This window comes from Duganella sacchari (genome assembly GCF_900143065.1).
Lineage (GTDB): Bacteria > Pseudomonadota > Gammaproteobacteria > Burkholderiales > Burkholderiaceae_D > Rugamonas > Rugamonas sacchari.
Map to the genome: position 1 here is coordinate 157,617 of NZ_FRCX01000006.1, position 15,982 is coordinate 173,598.

14 protein-coding genes and 1 pseudogene are annotated in these 15,982 nt (G+C 61.1%); 8 read left to right on the forward strand and 7 right to left on the reverse strand.

All coding sequences use genetic code 11. The annotated features are described in order from the left end of the window. Nucleotides 1-27: 27 nt before the first annotated feature. The 5 genes from BUA36_RS14680 to gudD are packed head-to-tail and all read left to right on the forward strand — an operon-like array spanning nucleotide 28 to nucleotide 7,765. Nucleotides 28-1,914 (forward strand): hypothetical protein, encoded by a 1,887-nt coding sequence (locus BUA36_RS14680; RefSeq protein WP_072785771.1) that lies wholly within the window; start codon nucleotides 28-30, stop codon nucleotides 1,912-1,914. Beyond that, nucleotides 1,895-2,275 (forward strand): 5-carboxymethyl-2-hydroxymuconate Delta-isomerase, encoded by a 381-nt coding sequence (locus BUA36_RS14685; protein WP_072786181.1) that lies wholly within the window; start codon nucleotides 1,895-1,897, stop codon nucleotides 2,273-2,275. Before BUA36_RS14680 ends, BUA36_RS14685 begins: the two co-directional genes overlap by 20 nt. Before the next feature lie 19 nt (nucleotides 2,276-2,294). After that, nucleotides 2,295-4,196, forward strand: a complete 1,902-nt coding sequence (locus tag BUA36_RS14690; protein WP_072785773.1) for a glycoside hydrolase family 2 protein — start codon at nucleotides 2,295-2,297, stop codon at nucleotides 4,194-4,196. Between the two features lie 3 nt (nucleotides 4,197-4,199). Then, the gene (locus BUA36_RS14695) at nucleotides 4,200-6,437 is read left to right on the forward strand and encodes a glycoside hydrolase family 3 N-terminal domain-containing protein (protein ID WP_072785775.1); all 2,238 of its coding nucleotides are present in this window, start codon (nucleotides 4,200-4,202) and stop codon (nucleotides 6,435-6,437) included. 2 nt (nucleotides 6,438-6,439) lie between these two features. Continuing rightward, nucleotides 6,440-7,765, forward strand: coding sequence for a glucarate dehydratase (gene gudD / locus BUA36_RS14700; protein WP_072785777.1), 1,326 nt, complete (start codon nucleotides 6,440-6,442; stop codon nucleotides 7,763-7,765). A 1-nt stretch (nucleotide 7,766) separates the two neighbouring features. Here gudD and BUA36_RS14705 read toward each other — a convergent pair whose 3' ends face one another. The 6 genes from BUA36_RS14705 to BUA36_RS14730 form a co-directional block, all read right to left on the reverse strand. Then, complete coding sequence (locus tag BUA36_RS14705) at nucleotides 7,767-8,471, reverse strand: substrate-binding periplasmic protein (protein WP_072785779.1); 705 nt, start codon at nucleotides 8,469-8,471, stop codon at nucleotides 7,767-7,769. Beyond that, nucleotides 8,471-9,367, reverse strand: coding sequence for a LysR substrate-binding domain-containing protein (locus BUA36_RS14710; RefSeq protein WP_072785782.1), 897 nt, complete (start codon nucleotides 9,365-9,367; stop codon nucleotides 8,471-8,473). Before BUA36_RS14710 ends, BUA36_RS14705 begins: the two co-directional genes overlap by 1 nt. Nucleotides 9,368-9,668: 301 nt before the next feature. After that, entirely contained in the window at nucleotides 9,669-9,947 is a 279-nt protein-coding gene (locus BUA36_RS14715; RefSeq protein ID WP_072785784.1) for a YkgJ family cysteine cluster protein, read from the reverse strand. A 12-nt stretch (nucleotides 9,948-9,959) separates the two neighbouring features. After that, complete coding sequence (locus tag BUA36_RS14720; RefSeq protein ID WP_072785786.1) at nucleotides 9,960-10,724, reverse strand: alpha/beta fold hydrolase; 765 nt, start codon at nucleotides 10,722-10,724, stop codon at nucleotides 9,960-9,962. Then, nucleotides 10,721-11,737 carry a M14 family zinc carboxypeptidase gene (locus BUA36_RS14725; RefSeq protein WP_072785788.1) on the reverse strand — a complete coding sequence of 339 codons (1,017 nt, stop codon included), beginning with the start codon at nucleotides 11,735-11,737 and terminating at the stop codon, nucleotides 10,721-10,723. The genes BUA36_RS14720 and BUA36_RS14725 overlap by 4 nt, the downstream gene beginning before the upstream one ends. Before the next feature lie 45 nt (nucleotides 11,738-11,782). After that, nucleotides 11,783-12,685 carry a LysR substrate-binding domain-containing protein gene (locus tag BUA36_RS14730; RefSeq protein ID WP_072785791.1) on the reverse strand — a complete coding sequence of 301 codons (903 nt, stop codon included), beginning with the start codon at nucleotides 12,683-12,685 and terminating at the stop codon, nucleotides 11,783-11,785. Nucleotides 12,686-12,791: 106 nt separating this feature from the next. Between BUA36_RS14730 and BUA36_RS14735 the strand changes: the two genes are divergently transcribed. The 3 genes and pseudogenes from BUA36_RS14735 to dkgB all read left to right on the forward strand — a co-directional run bounded on the left by BUA36_RS14735 (nucleotide 12,792) and on the right by dkgB (nucleotide 15,021). After that, nucleotides 12,792-13,808, forward strand: a complete 1,017-nt coding sequence (locus tag BUA36_RS14735; protein WP_072785793.1) for an aldo/keto reductase — start codon at nucleotides 12,792-12,794, stop codon at nucleotides 13,806-13,808. Between the two features lie 4 nt (nucleotides 13,809-13,812). After that, nucleotides 13,813-14,205, forward strand: a pseudogene (locus BUA36_RS31215) (SRPBCC family protein); the annotation flags it as partial. Between the two features lie 9 nt (nucleotides 14,206-14,214). Beyond that, the gene (gene dkgB / locus BUA36_RS30010) at nucleotides 14,215-15,021 is read left to right on the forward strand and encodes a 2,5-didehydrogluconate reductase DkgB (RefSeq protein WP_229255728.1); all 807 of its coding nucleotides are present in this window, start codon (nucleotides 14,215-14,217) and stop codon (nucleotides 15,019-15,021) included. Here the strand turns inward: dkgB and BUA36_RS14750 are convergent. Next, nucleotides 15,018-15,935 carry a LysR substrate-binding domain-containing protein gene (locus BUA36_RS14750; RefSeq protein ID WP_072785795.1) on the reverse strand — a complete coding sequence of 306 codons (918 nt, stop codon included), beginning with the start codon at nucleotides 15,933-15,935 and terminating at the stop codon, nucleotides 15,018-15,020. The genes dkgB and BUA36_RS14750 overlap by 4 nt on opposite strands. Nucleotides 15,936-15,982: the final 47 nt, after the last annotated feature.

Below are 15,982 nucleotides of genomic sequence, written 5' to 3' on the forward strand. Positions count from 1 at the left end.
ACGTTTTCCAAAAATCAGAGACACCACATGACCTTTCTTCGCCTGAACTCTTCTGCGCTGGCCGTCTTGCTGGCTTTTGCGCCTGCTTCCGCAGTCCTTGCCCAATCTCCTGCCAGTTATGTAGCGCCGCTGGCCACCACGCCGATGAACCGCATCGTGCAGGACAACGCGTACACACAGCTGGACTTCTTCTTCAAGAAGCTGGTGGCGGAAAAGGAGGGCATGGTGCTGGATGGCGCGTCGCCGTTCAAGAGCGGCGACAAGTTCTTGCCCGGGAAAGTGGCGGCAGGCCTGGGCCATGTGCTGCTGAATACCGCCAAGGATGATCCGTCGCTGGCGCAGAAGCTCAAGGATTACCGCGCAATCGCCGATATGACGGTCGGCATGGATAACCATACCTGGGGCATCTACTACTACATCGGCACGCTGGTGAAGCTCAAGGAGGCTGGCCTGCTGGAGCGTGCTGTCAGCCCGGCCACGCTGGAAAAGCTGCGCAAGCAACTGGACTGGCGCACCTTTGTCACGCCGCAGTGGGATCTGATTAGCCTGCCGACCAACTACTACGGCGTGGCATTCAGCATCGCGCGCCTGCGCATGCTGATGGGCTGGGAGGACGATAGCGCGGGCAAGGTACTGCTGGAGAAGATGCTCACGCATTACAAGAAGTACTCCGGCAAATACGGCTTCTCCGACGAGACGGATGGCGAGGGGCGCTTTGATCGCTACAGCATCCTGCTGATCGCCGAGATCTGCGAGCGCTTCCTGGAAACCGGCCTGCAACCGACCGATGAACTCAAAGGCCTGCTGCGCAAGGCCGCTGATATCGCGCTGAATGTGGCCAACACCGCAGGTGATGGTTTCAGTTTTGGCCGCAGTCTTGGCCCGTATGGTGAAACAGCGCTGGTGGAAATCCTGTCCGTATCGGCCTATCTCGACGTGCTGACGCCGGAAGAGAAGCAGTACGCTTACGCCTTCTCCTCACGCGTAGCCGCGCGCTATATGGACTTCTGGTACGACCCTTCCATGCACTCGCTGGACATGTGGGGCAAGGGGCGCCGCACGGACACCTATCGCGGCAAGCACCGCATCCTGGGCGAGAACTTCTCGCTGCTGCATCAGCTGATCTATACCAACGATACCTGGAACAAGGCTGGCTTCAAGGATGTGCAGCCGAAAGCGGACTTGCAGGCATGGCTGGACAAGAACCGCCCGCAGTTCAGCACCACCACGTTTGCGCAGGGCGAGTATGACCGCGCGCTGGCCATCTTCCGCGATGGTAAGCACGTCGTCAGTCTGAACATGATTAACGGCGGCATCAGCCAGCATGACAACAGCCCTTACTATCCGCTGCCTTTCGCACCGGGCATCGTCTCTGGCGTGGCGGACAGCGGTGGTGCACATCCGCAACTGCTGCCGAAGTTCACCATGGCTGACGGCACGCAGCTGATCGGCGCGGCGTGGATCAAGGATATCAAGACCGGCAAGGATGGCCAGCGTTACACGGTCACCTATCGCCAGGATGAACTGGACCGGCTGGGCAAACGCTCGCCGGTCAAGGATGGGCGCATCAAGCTGCAAACCGCCTACACGCTGGAACATGGCATGATGACCCGCACGGACGTTTACACGCCGGTGGGAACGCAGGACGTAGACAAGGTCACGCTGGAATTCGCGTCGTTCTCGGACCAGGCTACGCTGAACAGCAACACGGTCACGTTCAGGCAGGGCGATGTGAAGGAATACAGCGTCAGCGGCCTGCAGCAATGCCAGGCTGCGCCAACCAACGGCGACAAGAACTTTATGGCGCCCTATGGACCGATGAAGACGCTCGTCACCTGCAGCACCGGCAAGCTGACCATGAAGGAGCCGCTGACCATCAAGTGGACGATCAAATATGCCGCATCTGAAAATTGAGTACACCGCGAATCTGGACGCGCATACCGATGTCGGCATCTTGTGCAAGGCGCTGTCGCACACGCTGGTGACGTTGAAGGACGCGGCTGGCGCGCTGGTGTTCCCGTTGTATGGAACGCGCGTGCTGGCCTATCCGTCGGCGCAGTATGCGGTGGCGGATGGAGAGCAGGACCGGGCCTTCGTCTACCTCAATATGCGTATCACGCCCGGCCGCAGCCAAGAGCTGGTACAGGCGATAGGCGATGCGGTGCTGGCCGAAGCCAGGCAGCAGCTGGCGCCGGTCATGGACAAATTGCCGCTGCGCCTGACGCTGCATATCGATGCGGCGCCGCCGGCGTACGAAGGTAAATTCACCAACTAAGAATTTCAGGAGACGATGAATGCATAAAGTGTGGAAGCTGCTGTTGTTGTCGAGTTGTCTGGCCGCGAGTTTCGCGGTGGGCGCTCAGGACGACCAGGCGCCGGGCCAGGCGCTGGCCAATCAGGGCGCTGGCAAACGCGCCGAACTGGCCAGGCAGTCGCCTACGCTGCAGAACATCTATGGCCGCCAGCATCTGCTGCTGGATGGCCGCTGGAGTTACATCGTCGATCCATATGAAACAGGCTTCTACAATTATCGCCATCAGCCGTTCGACCAGTCGCCTAGTGGCGCCGGTGGCTTCTATGATGACCGCAAACCGAAAAGCAAGGACGATGCGGTTGAATACAGCTTTGAAGGCTCGCCGACGCTGGCGATTCCTGGCGACTGGAATTCCCAGAACGCCAAACTGGAAAACTATGAAGGCACGGTGTGGATGCGCCAGCTGTTCAACGCCACGCCCAAGGACGGAAAGCGTTACTTCCTGTATTTCGGCGCAGTCAATTATGAGGCCCATGTCTACCTGAACGGCAGGAAGCTGGGCAGCCACAAGGGCGGCTTCACGCCGTTCCAGTTCGAGGTGACGGGGCGGCTGCTGAATGGCCAGAACACGGTGGTGGTCAAAGCGGATAACACGCGTCATCAGGACGATATTCCGACGCTGAATACGGACTGGTGGAACTACGGCGGCATCACACGCGACGTGCTGCTGGCTGAAACGCCGGACACCTATATCGAGGATTACCAGATCCAGCTGGCCAAAGGTGATATGGGCCGCATTGAAGGTTATGTGACGCTGGCCGGTGTCCAGCGGACGCAGGACGTGACGGTATCGATTGCGGAGCTGGGCGTAAAAACGGTGGTGCACACGGACGTGAATGGCCGTGCGGTCATCAACCTTGCACTGCCTAAGAACAAGGTGCGCTACTGGTCGCCGGAAGATCCCAAACTGTATAACGTCAGCATCGCCAGCACGACGGACAAGCTGAATGACCGTATCGGTCTGCGCACGATTGAAACGCGCGGCCATGACATTCTGCTCAACGGCAAATCCGTGTTCCTGCGCGGCGTGTCGCTGCATGACGAGAACCCGTTGATCCCGGGCCGTTTGCGCGGCGAGGGCGATATGCGGATGATGCTGCAATGGGCCAAGGACATGAACTGCAACTATGTCCGCCTGGCGCACTACCCGCACAGCGAGGAGATGATCAAGCTGGCCGACGAAATGGGCATCCTGGTGTGGGCCGAGGTGCCGGTGTACTGGACCATCTCGTGGGAGAAGCCGGAAGTCTACGCCAACGCGGCGCAACAGCTGACCGACCTTGTCGTGCGCGACAAAAACCGCGCCAGTGTCATCATCTGGTCTATCGGGAACGAGACGCCAGTCAGTGCACCGCGTAACGCTTTCATGGGCAAGCTGGCGGACACAGTGCGTGCGCTGGACCGTACGCGCCTGGTTGGTGCGGCGCTGGAAGTGCATCGTACTGGCGATGTGGTGACGGTGGAAGATCCATTGGCCGAGAAGATCGATCTGGCCAGCTTTAATGAATACGCCGGCTGGTACTGGTCCAACAACAAGGAGATGCTGAAGTTCTCCTTCAAGGTCAATTACAACAAACCGGTGCTGGTGACGGAGTTTGGCGCCGATGCGCTGGGCGGCTATCACGCCGACAGCGATACGAAGTGGAGCGAGGAGTATCAGGACCAGCTGTACAAGAATACCTTCAAGCTGCTGGATGCGATTCCCGGTTTGCGTGGCATGACGCCGTGGGTGCTGACGGACTTCCGTTCGCCACGCCGTCCGCATCCTTACTTCCAGGATTTCTGGAATCGCAAAGGCTTGATCTCGGAGACTGGCAAGAAGAAGCAGGCCTTCTACACGCTGAAGTCGTATTACGAACAAAAACAGCAGCAGTACAAATAAGCCATGAAAAATCCCATCATACACCGCACGCTGTCGCTCGCAATTGGTACCGCTACCCTTGCCATGGGCATGGCTGCGCACGCGCAGGATGCACAGATTGACCGCAAAGTGGCGGAGCTGATGAAGAAGATGACGGTCGCGGAAAAAGTCGGCCAGTTGCATCAGCTGTCGGGCCGCCAGTTCACTGGCCCCACCAGCAGCGCTTATGCGGACAAGCTGGCCGATATCCGCGCCGGTAAAGTCGGCTCCATGCTGAACGTCAAAGGCGTCGCCGACACACGCGAGATTCAGGCGCTGGCGCTGCAATCGCGTTTGAAGATTCCACTGCTGTTCAGCCTTGACGTCATCCATGGTTATCAGACCGTGTTCCCTGTGCCACTGGGGGAATCCGCTTCCTGGGATATGGAGGCGATTGAGCTGTCCGCCCACATCGCGGCGAAGGAGGCCGCAGCTGCCGGCATCCACTGGACCTTTGCGCCGATGGTGGATGTGGCGCGCGATCCGCGCTGGGGCCGTGTGATGGAAGGTGCGGGCGAAGATACTTACCTTGGCGCGCGCATTGCTGCCGCGCGCGTGCATGGTTTCCAGGGCAAGCAGTTGGGCGCCACTGATTCCGTGATGGCGACCGCCAAGCACTTCGCCGCCTACGGCGCGGCGATTGCCGGCCGTGACTACAACGCGGTGGACATGAGCAACCAGCAGCTGTTTGAAACCTATCTGCCGCCATTCAAAGCTGCTGCGGATGCAGGCGCCGCGACGTTTATGAATTCGTTCAATACGCTGAATGGTGTGCCTGCCACCGGCAATGCCTTCCTGCAGCGCGATATCCTGAAAGGCGCCTGGAAGTACAAGGGCTTTGTGGTCAGCGACTGGGGTTCGGTGCGCGAGATGGTGCCGCATGGGTATGCGGCCGATTTGTCCGATGCCGCCGTCAAGGCCATCAATGCCGGCAGCGATATGGACATGGAAGGCTACGCCTACAGCCAGCATCTGCAAGCCGCAGTCAAGGCGTGCAAGGTGAAGATGGCTACCCTGGACGACGCCGTGCGCCGCATCCTGTACAAGAAATTTGAACTGGGCCTGTTCGATGATCCCTACCGCTATTCGGACGCCGCGCGCGAGAAGACCGTGCTGGGTGATGTCTCGCACCGCGCTGCGGCTTTGGATGTGGCGCAGAAGTCCATCGTCCTGCTGAAGAACGGGAACCAGCTGTTGCCGCTGTCGCGCGAGGCCCGGCGCATTGCCGTGATTGGCCCGTTGGCCGATTCGCAGCGTGACCTGGAAGGCGGCTGGGTGGTGCAGGGCGAGCGTGCCAAAGTGGTGAGCATCCTCGAAGGCATGCGTAGCCATGGGGGCAAGGCGGAGATCAGCTATGCGCAGGCGTGTGCGCCGGGCTGCACCAGCAACGAAGGTTTTGCCGATGCGGTGGCGAAGGCGGCAGCGGCGGATGTCGTCGTACTGGCCATCGGCGAGACGTGGGATCAGAGCGGCGAGGCCAAGTCCCGCAGCGATATCACGCTGCCTGGCCAGCAGGAGGCGCTGTTCAACGCGCTGAAGGCGACCGGCAAGCCAGTGGTTGTCGTGATGCTGGCCGGACGTCCGCTGGTGTTCAATACGATTGCCGACCAGGCGGACGCGATTGTCTATGCGTGGTTCCCGGGCAGCGAAGGCGGCAACGCGGTCGCCAATGTGCTGTTCGGTGACTACAACCCATCGGCCAAGCTGCCGATTACCTTCCCGCGCAGCGTGGGACAGATTCCGCTGTCGTACATCCAGTACAACACTGGTCGCCCGGTGACAGACGAGAAGAACGTGGTCTACAAATCGGCCTACATCGATTCCGTCAACACGCCGCGCTATGCGTTTGGCCATGGCATGAGCTATACCGAGTTCAAATATTCCGGTCTGACGCTGAGCAGTCCCTCAATGAACGGTGCGCAGAAGGTGACGCTGTCCTTTGACCTGGCCAATACCGGCAAGGTCGAGGGCACGGAAATCGTACAGCTGTATTTGCGCGACATGGTCTCGTCGGTGGTGCGCCCTTTGAAAGAGTTGAAAGGCTTTGAGAAGGTGCGCCTGAAACCGGGGGAGAGCCGCCGTATCAGCTTCACGATTGACCGCGATACGCTGTCCTTCTTCAACAGCCAGTTGACGTGGGGCGCGGAAGCAGGCGACTTCAAACTCATGGTCGGCAGCGCATCGGATGACATCCGCCTTGAAAGCACTCTTAAACTGAACTGATTATGACGACGCCTACCATTACCGCCATGCGCGTGATTCCTGTCGCGGGCCGCGACGGCATGCTGCTCAACCTGAGCGGCGCGCACGCGCCATTCTTTACCCGTAACCTGCTGATCCTGACCGACAGCGCCGGCAATACCGGTGTTGGCGAAGTTCCCGGCGGCGAGAAAATCCGCGCCACGCTGGAAGATGCGAAAACGCTCATCGTCGGTCAGTCTATCGGCCAATACAATGCGGTGCTGAACAAGGCGCGTGCTGCGTTTGCCGACCGCGATAGCGAAGGCCGCGGCTTGCAGACCTTTGACCTGCGCATCGCTATCCACGCCGTGACGGCGATTGAATGCGCGCTGCTGGATCTGCTGGGCCAGCACCTCGGCGTGCCGCTGGCGGCGTTGCTGGGCGACGGCCAGCAGCGCACGCAAGTACCGATGCTGGGTTATCTGTTCTTCGTTGGCGACCGCACCGTCACCGATCTGCCGTATGCCAGCGAGCCGGATGCGGACAATGCGTGGTTCCGTCTGCGTCATGAAAAAGCGATGGACGCCAACGCTGTCGTGGCGCTGGCCGAGGCGGCGTATGAGCGCTACGGCTTCAAGGACTTCAAGCTGAAGGGCGGTGTGCTGCGCGGAGAAGACGAGATCGAAGCCGTCACCGCGCTGGCCGAACGCTTCCCGGAGGCGCGCGTGACGCTGGACCCGAACGGCGGCTGGTTGCTCAAGGATGCGATTCGCCTGTGCCGCGATAAAGGCGATGTTCTGGCCTACGCGGAAGACCCATGCGGTGCGGAGAATGGCTATTCAGGCCGCGAAGTGATGGCGGAATTCCGCCGCGCCACCGGCCTGCCTACCGCCACCAATATGATCGCCACCGACTGGCGCGAGCTGGGACATGCGGTGCAGCTGCAGTCGGTGGATATCCCACTCGCCGATCCGCATTTCTGGACCATGCAAGGTTCGGTGCGTGTGGCGCAGTTGTGCCATGAATGGGGGCTGACCTGGGGCTCGCACTCCAATAATCACTTCGACATCTCTCTGGCGATGTTCACGCACGTGGCAGCGGCAGCGCGGGGCAACATCACGGCGATCGATACGCACTGGATCTGGCAGGATGGTCAACGCCTCACCACGGAACCGTTGAAAATCGCTGGTGGCCTGGTGGATGTTCCGACCAGGCCGGGACTCGGTGTGGAGCTGGATATGGCGGAAGTGGAAGCCGCGCACCAGCGCTACTTGTCAATGGGATTGGGCGCACGCAATGACGCCGCCGCGATGCAGTTCCTGATTCCAGGCTGGCGCTTCGATCCCAAGCGTCCGTGCCTGGTGCGCTGAATCAGCGCAGGCGCAGTATCTTCGTCAGTTCGCCGCTCCTGTCCAGCGCATTGATCGCAGCGTCGAATTCGGCGACGGTGATCTTGCTCTTGCGGGAGACGGCGCAGCGGGTCTGTGCTTCGTAGACCACCAGTACGTGTGCGCCGTGCGGCACTTTGCCGCCGGCGAACTGGCGGTGGACGACAGTGGTTGGCGTCACCAGATAGTCAAAGCGTCCGTTCAGCCATTTGCGGATCGACAGTGCGCTGGATGGCGCGTCGTCGCGGATGTAGTCCTTGCCGACGATTTTCTCCAGCTCCGGGTAGCGGAAGCCGAGTACCGTGCCAAGGCGTTTGCCGCGCAGCTCTGCCAGTGAAGCCGGCGGCTTCACGCGCGGTGAGGAAATCACCACCTCGCTGATCGGAATGAAGGCTTGCGTCCAGTCGACATCGCCCGGCAGCCATTCGGGCAGGTAGCTGCACAGGATGTCGCCATCGCCGTTCTCCAGCGCCGCCATGACGCGCGTGCGTGGCAGCTCCACGTATTTGAGCGGCATGCCGAGCTGGCGTGCCAGGGCTGCGCCCAGCTTGTCCTGAAACTCCGACTTGGGCAGTGGATTGGCGGTCAACATGCCATCCACTTTTTCGACATAGCGTAGTGGTTCTTTTTCGATAGCGTGTGTGGACGCCATGACCAGCAGCAGGCTGGCCAGCATTGCGGCGCGCATCAGTTCAAGCCTTTCTGCATCTCGGCGACTTCTTCGCGCAACCAGTCGCAGAAGTGGGTGATCTTGCTCATGCTTTGTTTGCTGCGGCTGACGATGAAGCGATAGCCGCGTTCATACGGCGCGCTGGCGCAGTTCACCATGCGCAAGGCGCCGTTGCGCAAGTCTTCGCTGGCGATGGCGTGCGATACCAGTGCCACGCCCTGGCCGGCGACGGCCGACTGCACCATCACGGCGAAGTTGGTAAAGCTGCGCGAAAAGTTGAACTTGCCTTTGAGGGCGTTGTTATGTCTCAGCAGCGCGATCCAGGTGTCGGTGGTGAATTCGTGCAGCAGCGGATAGCGGTGCAGCGTCTCCAGCGTGATCTCGGTTTCGCCGGGCGCCAGCAGCGACGGGCTGTAGACGGCGACCAGGCAGTCGTGGAATAGCAGTGCGGGGTCGCCAGGGACCACGTTGTAGGTGCGCAGTGCGATGTCGGTGCTGCCGTCCTCGATGTCCACCAGACGGTCGCTGGAATCGATGCGGATATCCAGGTCGGGATAACGTTTGGTGAAGCGTGTAATACGCGGCACCAGCCATTTGATGGCCAGCGATTGCGTGGTCGAGATGCGCAGGATTTTTTCTTCATCGCCGCCTTGCAGGGCCGCGACCTTGGTATTCAGCTCGTCCAGCATGCGGCGCACGGTGGCAGCCATTTCCTGGCCTTTTTCAGTGAGCGTGATGTGGCGTGGGTGACGCACGAACAAGTCGAAGCCCAGCGCTTCTTCCAGCTGTTTTACCTGCAAGCTGATTGCCGCAGGTGTCTTGTGCAGCTCTTGGGCGGCCAGTTTAAAGCTGCCCCAGCGCGCTGCGCAGTCGAAATCGATCAAGCCGGAAAGTGATCGCAGCAGTTTGGGCATGGCTAAGTTTTTCTTATGCTCAGGTCGAAAATAACTCGTTTGATAACAGTTTGGAACAAGCAGAAAATATAACCTATCAGCAGTTAAAACTCCATGAACAAGTTTTCTTTAGAGGAGATTCTCATGTCCGACCTGATCCTGCGCGTGCAACAGTCCCGTTTTACGAATGAACTGGTCAAGCTGTTGGCACAAATGGCGCATCGCGAATTCCATTGACCTGAAGCGAACGTGGTAACAGCAAAATTATCGTGAATTCCGCCATCCCAAGCCGATGAGCGGCTGGCTTTCTTGTTGGGCTGATTCAGACTGGCGCGGTAGCGCGCTCGAGTTCACCCAGCCAGCGGATGGCGTATTCGCGTGTGTCGCCGCACATGTCGGCTGCCGGTTGCAGGCCGCCGCAGAACGCCGGCCGTGATGGCTGGCCGAAGATCAGGCAGCGGTTGTCGTGCGCGAGCTGCACGCAGCGCACACCCGCCGGTTTACCGTTGGGCATACCGGGGATGGGGCTGGTGATGGAGGGGGCCGTGCAGCATGCGCCGCAGTTCGGCCGGCACTCCAGTACGGACGTGGTGGAGTTCATAGGGGCGGTATTTTACCGCGCTTCGCCGGACGCCAGCCATTTTGCGACGGCGTGTGCCACCCATGCACCATCATCCAGAGGCAGGTCGTGGCCGGCGGTTGGGTGTACCGCATGCGCGGCTTGCCACGCGCTGGCCAGGTTGGCGGAGCAGCGTGGATCGACCAACTGGTCGCCGGCGCTGCTCAGCACCAGCACCGGTATCGCCGGTGGTTTGGACGGCGCGCGGAAACGGGCGGCCGACCATAGCTGCCGCAAGGCATTGGCGCGGGTGACGGGATACTCGCGCTGATACTCGAGCCAGCGCTCCATCAACCCGGCGCGCCGTGCCAGGTCGCCTTCGCGGCTGGTCAGGCGCAGGATCAGCCGCTCCTGATTTTCCACGCCGCCTTTCACCATCTGCCGCAGGATGGACGGATAGTTCTGCCAGCGCAGGCGCTGGTGAAAGCGGCTGTACGGCCGCATGCTGGTGTTAATCAGCACGCAGCGTTCTATCTCCTGCGGATAACGGCTGGCCCATTCCACGGCCACCATGCCGCCCAGCGAGAGTGCCAGCAAGGAGTAGGGCGCTTTGACGCCGCGCGCGCGCAAATCGGCGCGGCAGAACTCCACCATCTGCGCCACTCTGGTGGCACTGCGCAGGGCGTGGCGCTGGCCATTGCCCGGCAAGTCCGGGGTGATGATGTCGGCATCCGGCAGCACTGCGGACAGCTCGCTGGGGAAACGCCCCCAGTGCCGCTGCTCCCGCATCAGGCCACGCAACAGCACCCAGGTGCTCATGTGTGATACCACTGCGACAGTGCGCGGCGATGCTGGACGGTACGCGCCATGCCTTCGGGCAGCCAGCGTCCGTGGCTGTTCGCGGCGCGCATCAGGAAGTCGAACAGGATCAGGTGCCGGCGCAGCACGCGCTGCAAGCGGTGGCGCGCGGTCGGGTTGAAGATGGCGATGCGGTCGAAGATCTGGCGCGGGTTTTTTTTCACCCACAGCCACGAGCCCATCTCCAGTGTGAAGGGCAGGAACACGCGCTGGTTATAGCTGGTGCCGTTCAAATACAGATAGTCCCACAGGTCGCCGTGCGTGCGGTACTGACGGCTCTGTGGCTCGAACACGTAGTTGTGATTCGGGTAGGCCTGGCTGAACAACTCTTCCAGCGCGCCGATGTCGGCCAGATGCGGAATCGGCGCGGTGGTGTGCGCGTGCGGGAACCAGATGCGGTCGCGCAGGCCAAAGCCGGAGTGACAGTCAAGCGCCATGCTGAACTGACGCGTTAGCAGTTCCTTCTCCACCAGTGCACACACGGCCTGGCTTTCCGGCTCCATGGGCGCATCCTCGGCGCCGCGATACCACGGCAGGTGATGGCTGTAGCGCTGGCCGCCCAGCATGAAAGGCACGCGCTCGACTGCGCTTAGCGGCGCGTTGCGCATCAGGTCCACGCCTTGCGGATTGCAGCGCGTGGCTTGCCACATGCCTCCCGGGTTCACCAGTGGCATGAACACCAGCCGCATCGACTCCAGTTGCTGATGCAGGGTGCTGTCCCAGCGCAGCCGCGCCAGCAGGCTTTCCAGGAACGACAGCACGACCTGCGTGCCGATGCGTTCCAGTCCGTGGATGCCGCCAAAGAAGCCCAGCGCCGGTACATCCAGGCTCGGATTACCTAGCGCGATGCTGTAGACGGGGAACTGGCGTCCGTCCATGGCGACGGTGCAGGCGGTGCTGACTTCAAGATGCTTCCCGCCTTCGTCGATCAGACGTTTGAGGGTGATCAGCTCGGGCAGGTTCTTCTCAGGCATGGGCGCGGCGCAAAAAAGATGTGACGGCTAGTGTAGCCGATATTCCTAGCGTTCCGTCGCCGCCAATTGCAGCAGTGTCTCGCGGAAGGTGGCTACCAGAGGCCGCAGGTTGATGCGGTGCCAGGCCGCCCACAGCGCGGCGCGGTAGGTGAACCAGGGCAGTTCGCGCAGCACCACGCCCGGCGGCGCCTGATGGCGCAAGCCCTGCTGCACCAGGGCGATGCCCAGTCCCGCCGCCACCAGACCCAGTGCCGTCGTCGGTTCGCTGGCTTCCATCTTGATGTTGGGAGTGAAGCCGGAGCGTACACAGGCCGCCACAAAGTTATGGTGATGGTCGCCCGTTTCGTGGTGGCGCACGACGATGAATTCCTGTCCGGCCAGGTCGTCCGGCTTGAGCGTCTTGAGCTTGGCCAGCGGGTGCGCTTCCGGAATCGCCAGGATCATCGGATCGCTGAGCACCTGCGCGCCTTCCAGGTCGGGATCGTCGGCCGGCGGTGGATCGCAGACCAGCGCGATGTCCAGGCTGCGCTGGCGCAGGCCTTCCAGCTGCTCGGACGAATGCAAGCTATACAAGGCCACGTGCACATTGGGCCGCGCGGCGCGCAGGGTGCGCAGGCCGGCCGGCAGCACACCCGCGTGCATGGCGTTCTCGATGTAGCCAACGCACAGGCCTCCTTCGTCGCCGCGCCCCAGCCGTTTGGCCAGTCCTTCCAGCCGCTGCGCGTGGGTGAGAAAGGCTTGGGTCTCGGCCAGGAAGGTGCGGCCGTCACGCGTCAGGCGGATGCGCTGCTGGCTGCGCTCAAATAGGGTGAGTCCCAGCTTTTCTTCCAGCTGCGCGATCTGGCGGCTCAGTGGCGACTGCGAGATGTGCAGGCGCTCGGCGGCGCGTCCCACATGCTCTTCCTCGGCCACGGTGACGAAATATTGAAGTTGGCGGATATCTAACATATCAGACCTATAATGACTTAAGTTGTGTAAATTATGTCTTGGACAGTCTGATCTCGTCAACTTAAACTGGCCTCACTTTCTTCATTTATCTTCATAAGGAATCGAGATGAGTATCCGTCAAAAACTGCAAGGCCAGCTGGGTTTCGGCACCGCCCCACTGGGTAATATGTTCCGCAATATTCCGCAGGCCGAAGCGCTGGCCACCGTGGACGCGGCCTGGGAACAGGGCATCCGCCACTTCGACACGGCGCCGCTGTACGGCGCCGGCCTGGCCGAGCTGCGCCTGGGCGAGGCGCTGGCCAAACGCAAGCGTGAACACTATGTATTGAGCAGCAAGGTAGGCCGTGTGATCCTCGACGAATTCGAAGATCCCGCCGCGCGCCAGCTGGGCGAGAAAGGCGGCGTGTTTGAGCACGGCCGTCCTAACAAGATTGTTAACGACTACGGTGCCGACGCTACCCTGCGTTCGATCGAAGACAGTTTGAAACGCCTGAAGACCGACCATCTGGACATCGTCTACGTCCACGACGTGGCGCAGGATTTCTACGGTGATGGATGGCTGGCGCAATTCGATATCGCCCGTACCGGCGCCTTCCGTGTGCTGGACCGTCTGCGCAATGAAGGCGTGATCAAGGCCTGGGGCCTGGGCGTCAACCGCGTCGAGCCGCTGGAACTGCTGCTGGACCTGAACGAGCCGCAGCCTGACGCTTTCCTGCTGGCTGGCCGCTACACACTGCTGGATCATGAGCGCGCGTTGCAGCGCCTGATGCCAGCCGCCGCCAAACGTGGTGTGGATGTCGTAGTTGGCGGTCCTTATAGCTCCGGCATTCTGGCCGGCGGCACGCACTTTGAATATCAGAAGGCGTCACCGGAAATCATCGCCAAGGTGGAGCACATCAAAGCTATCGCGCAGCAGCACGGCATCAGCGTGAAAGCCGCCGCCTTGCAATTTGCATTGGCTCATCCTGCCGTGGCATCGGTGATTCCTGGCGCCAGCCGCCCGGAACGCATCGCCGAAGACCAAGCTGCGTTGCGTGAGCAGATTCCAGCGGTATTCTGGAATGCGATGCGTGAACAAAACCTTGTGGCTGCGGACGCACCGCTCCCAGGCGATAAGGAGTAAGGCCATGGCCAGCACGATTGCAAGCATCACGATTCCGGTTGCGCCAGCGCGCGTGTGGCAGCTGATCGGCGGATTTAACGCACTGCCGGACTGGCTGCCGTATATCCCGCACAGCGAACTCAGTGAAGGCGGCCGTGTACGCACGCTGGCCAATCCGGCCGGTGAAGCGATTGTCGAACGGCTGGAAGCCTTTAACGATCAGGAGCGCTTCTACAGCTATTCGATTTTGCAGGCGCCGTTTCCGGCCAGGGACTATCTGGCGACGCTGCGGGTAAAACCGGCGGGCGATTCGGCCTCGGTGGTCGAATGGTCGGGCAGCTTTACGCCGGTCGGCGTGACCGAACAAGAAATTATGCAGCACTTCCACGGTATTTACACCGACGGTCTGCGTGCACTCAAGGAGAAGATGATGGGTATTCCAGCATTGGGTATGGGGACGTTCCGCCTGCAGGGCGATGTGGTGATGGATTCGGTCCGCAACGGTCTGGAAGCCGGGTACCGCGTGATCGATACCGCGCAGATTTACGGCAATGAAGCGGAAGTCGGCGCGGCGATCGCCGCCAGCGGCGTGCCGCGTGAAGAGCTGTTCATCACCACTAAAATCTGGATCGAGAATCTGTCACGCGACAAGCTGATCCCCAGCCTGAAGGAGAGCCTGGCCAAGCTGCGTACGGACTACGTGGACCTGACCCTGATCCACTGGCCATCGCGGGGCGGCGAGGTGCCTGTGCAGGAGTTCATGGCCGCGCTGGCGGAAGCCAAGGCGCAAGGGTTGACGCGCCAGATCGGCGTCTCGAACTTTACGGTGGAGCTGATGCGGCAGGCGATTGACGCTGTCGGCGCGGATGCTATCGCCACCAACCAGATCGAGCTGCACCCGTATCTGCAAAACCGCAAGGTAGTGGAGTTTGCGCGCAGCCAGGGCATCCACATCACGTCCTACATGACGCTCGCCTACGGCAAGGTGCTGGGCGATCCGGTGATTGCGAAAATCGCCGAGCGTCATGGTGCAACACCGGCGCAGGTGGTGCTGGCATGGGCGATGAAGCTGGGCTATGCAGTGATTCCGTCATCGACCCAACGCGCTAACCTGGACAGCAATCTGAAAGCGCTGAACGTAAAACTGAGCGACAGCGATATGGCGCAGATTGCGGCACTGGATCGCAACGAGCGCCTGACCAGCCCTGACGGCCTGGCGCCAGCTTGGGACTAAGCCTTCCGGCGGCACACCAGCGCGATCTGTTCACGCAGCCAGCGCTGGGCGGGGTGGGCATCGTTGCGCCGGTGCCAATGCAATACGAAGGGCACCGGCGCCAGGTCGATCTCCTTTGGCAGCGACAGCAGCGATAGCGCATCCCGCAAGCCGCTGGCCTGCACCGCGCCTTCCATCATCGTGGCCAGCAGGTCGCTGTGGGCGATGATGGACGGCGCCGCATACATTTGCGGCAGTGTGACGACAATATGGCGCTTGCGGCCCAGCTGCGCCAGCCGCGTGTCAACGTGGCCGACGCCATCGCCCTCCGGCGACACCAGCAAATGCGGATGCGCGAGGAATGCGTCCAGCGTCATTTTCTTTTTGGTCAGCGGATGTTTCTTTCGGGCGACGCAGACAAAGCGTTCTTCGAACAGCGGCATGGTGGGAATGCGCGGCGTGTTACCGCCGGGGACACCAATCGCCACGTCAGCTTCTCCCGCATCCAGCAATACCAGTGCATCCTCGCGGGCAGTGAATGACTTTATCTTTACCGTCATTCCCGGCCCTTGTTGCGCCAGACGTTGCAGCAAGGCTGGCAACAAGGTGAATGCCGGGTGGTCCGATAGCCCCAGCGTGAAGCGCACCGTTGAACGGGATGGCTCAAACGCCTGCGTGAAGTCCAGTGTGCGCTGAATGCTGGCCAGCGCGTCGCCCAGCGGTACGGACAGTTCAAGTGCGCGTGGCGTCGGCTGCAAGCCACTGGCGCTGCGGATGAACAAATCATCTTTCAACAGCAGGCGCAGACGGGAAAGCGCCGCGCTCATGGCGGGTTGTGTGCGGCCTATGCGTACGCCAGCGCGCGTGACATTACGCTCGCACATCAGGGCGTCGAAGGCGACAAGCAGATTGAGGTCGATTCCATGCAAATCCATGCCATTGATAATACTGCATATCCATTATCGATTGGACTTGCGTTGTG

Excerpts from the sequence above, each read along its gene's own strand:
- BUA36_RS14680 (WP_072785771.1), top strand. The coding sequence starts at position 28 with ATGACCTTTCTTCGCCTGAACTCTTCTGCGCTGGCCGTCTTGCTGGCT.
- BUA36_RS14685 (WP_072786181.1), top strand. The coding sequence starts at position 1,895 with ATGCCGCATCTGAAAATTGAGTACACCGCGAATCTGGACGCGCATACC.
- BUA36_RS14690 (WP_072785773.1), top strand. The coding sequence starts at position 2,295 with ATGCATAAAGTGTGGAAGCTGCTGTTGTTGTCGAGTTGTCTGGCCGCG.
- BUA36_RS14695 (WP_072785775.1), top strand. The coding sequence starts at position 4,200 with ATGAAAAATCCCATCATACACCGCACGCTGTCGCTCGCAATTGGTACC.
- gudD (WP_072785777.1), top strand. The coding sequence starts at position 6,440 with ATGACGACGCCTACCATTACCGCCATGCGCGTGATTCCTGTCGCGGGC.
- BUA36_RS14705 (WP_072785779.1), bottom strand. The coding sequence starts at position 8,471 with ATGCGCGCCGCAATGCTGGCCAGCCTGCTGCTGGTCATGGCGTCCACA.
- BUA36_RS14710 (WP_072785782.1), bottom strand. The coding sequence starts at position 9,367 with ATGCCCAAACTGCTGCGATCACTTTCCGGCTTGATCGATTTCGACTGC.
- BUA36_RS14715 (WP_072785784.1), bottom strand. The coding sequence starts at position 9,947 with ATGAACTCCACCACGTCCGTACTGGAGTGCCGGCCGAACTGCGGCGCA.
- BUA36_RS14720 (WP_072785786.1), bottom strand. The coding sequence starts at position 10,724 with ATGAGCACCTGGGTGCTGTTGCGTGGCCTGATGCGGGAGCAGCGGCAC.
- BUA36_RS14725 (WP_072785788.1), bottom strand. The coding sequence starts at position 11,737 with ATGCCTGAGAAGAACCTGCCCGAGCTGATCACCCTCAAACGTCTGATC.
- BUA36_RS14730 (WP_072785791.1), bottom strand. The coding sequence starts at position 12,685 with ATGTTAGATATCCGCCAACTTCAATATTTCGTCACCGTGGCCGAGGAA.
- BUA36_RS14735 (WP_072785793.1), top strand. The coding sequence starts at position 12,792 with ATGAGTATCCGTCAAAAACTGCAAGGCCAGCTGGGTTTCGGCACCGCC.
- dkgB (WP_229255728.1), top strand. The coding sequence starts at position 14,215 with ATGATGGGTATTCCAGCATTGGGTATGGGGACGTTCCGCCTGCAGGGC.
- BUA36_RS14750 (WP_072785795.1), bottom strand. The coding sequence starts at position 15,935 with ATGGATTTGCATGGAATCGACCTCAATCTGCTTGTCGCCTTCGACGCC.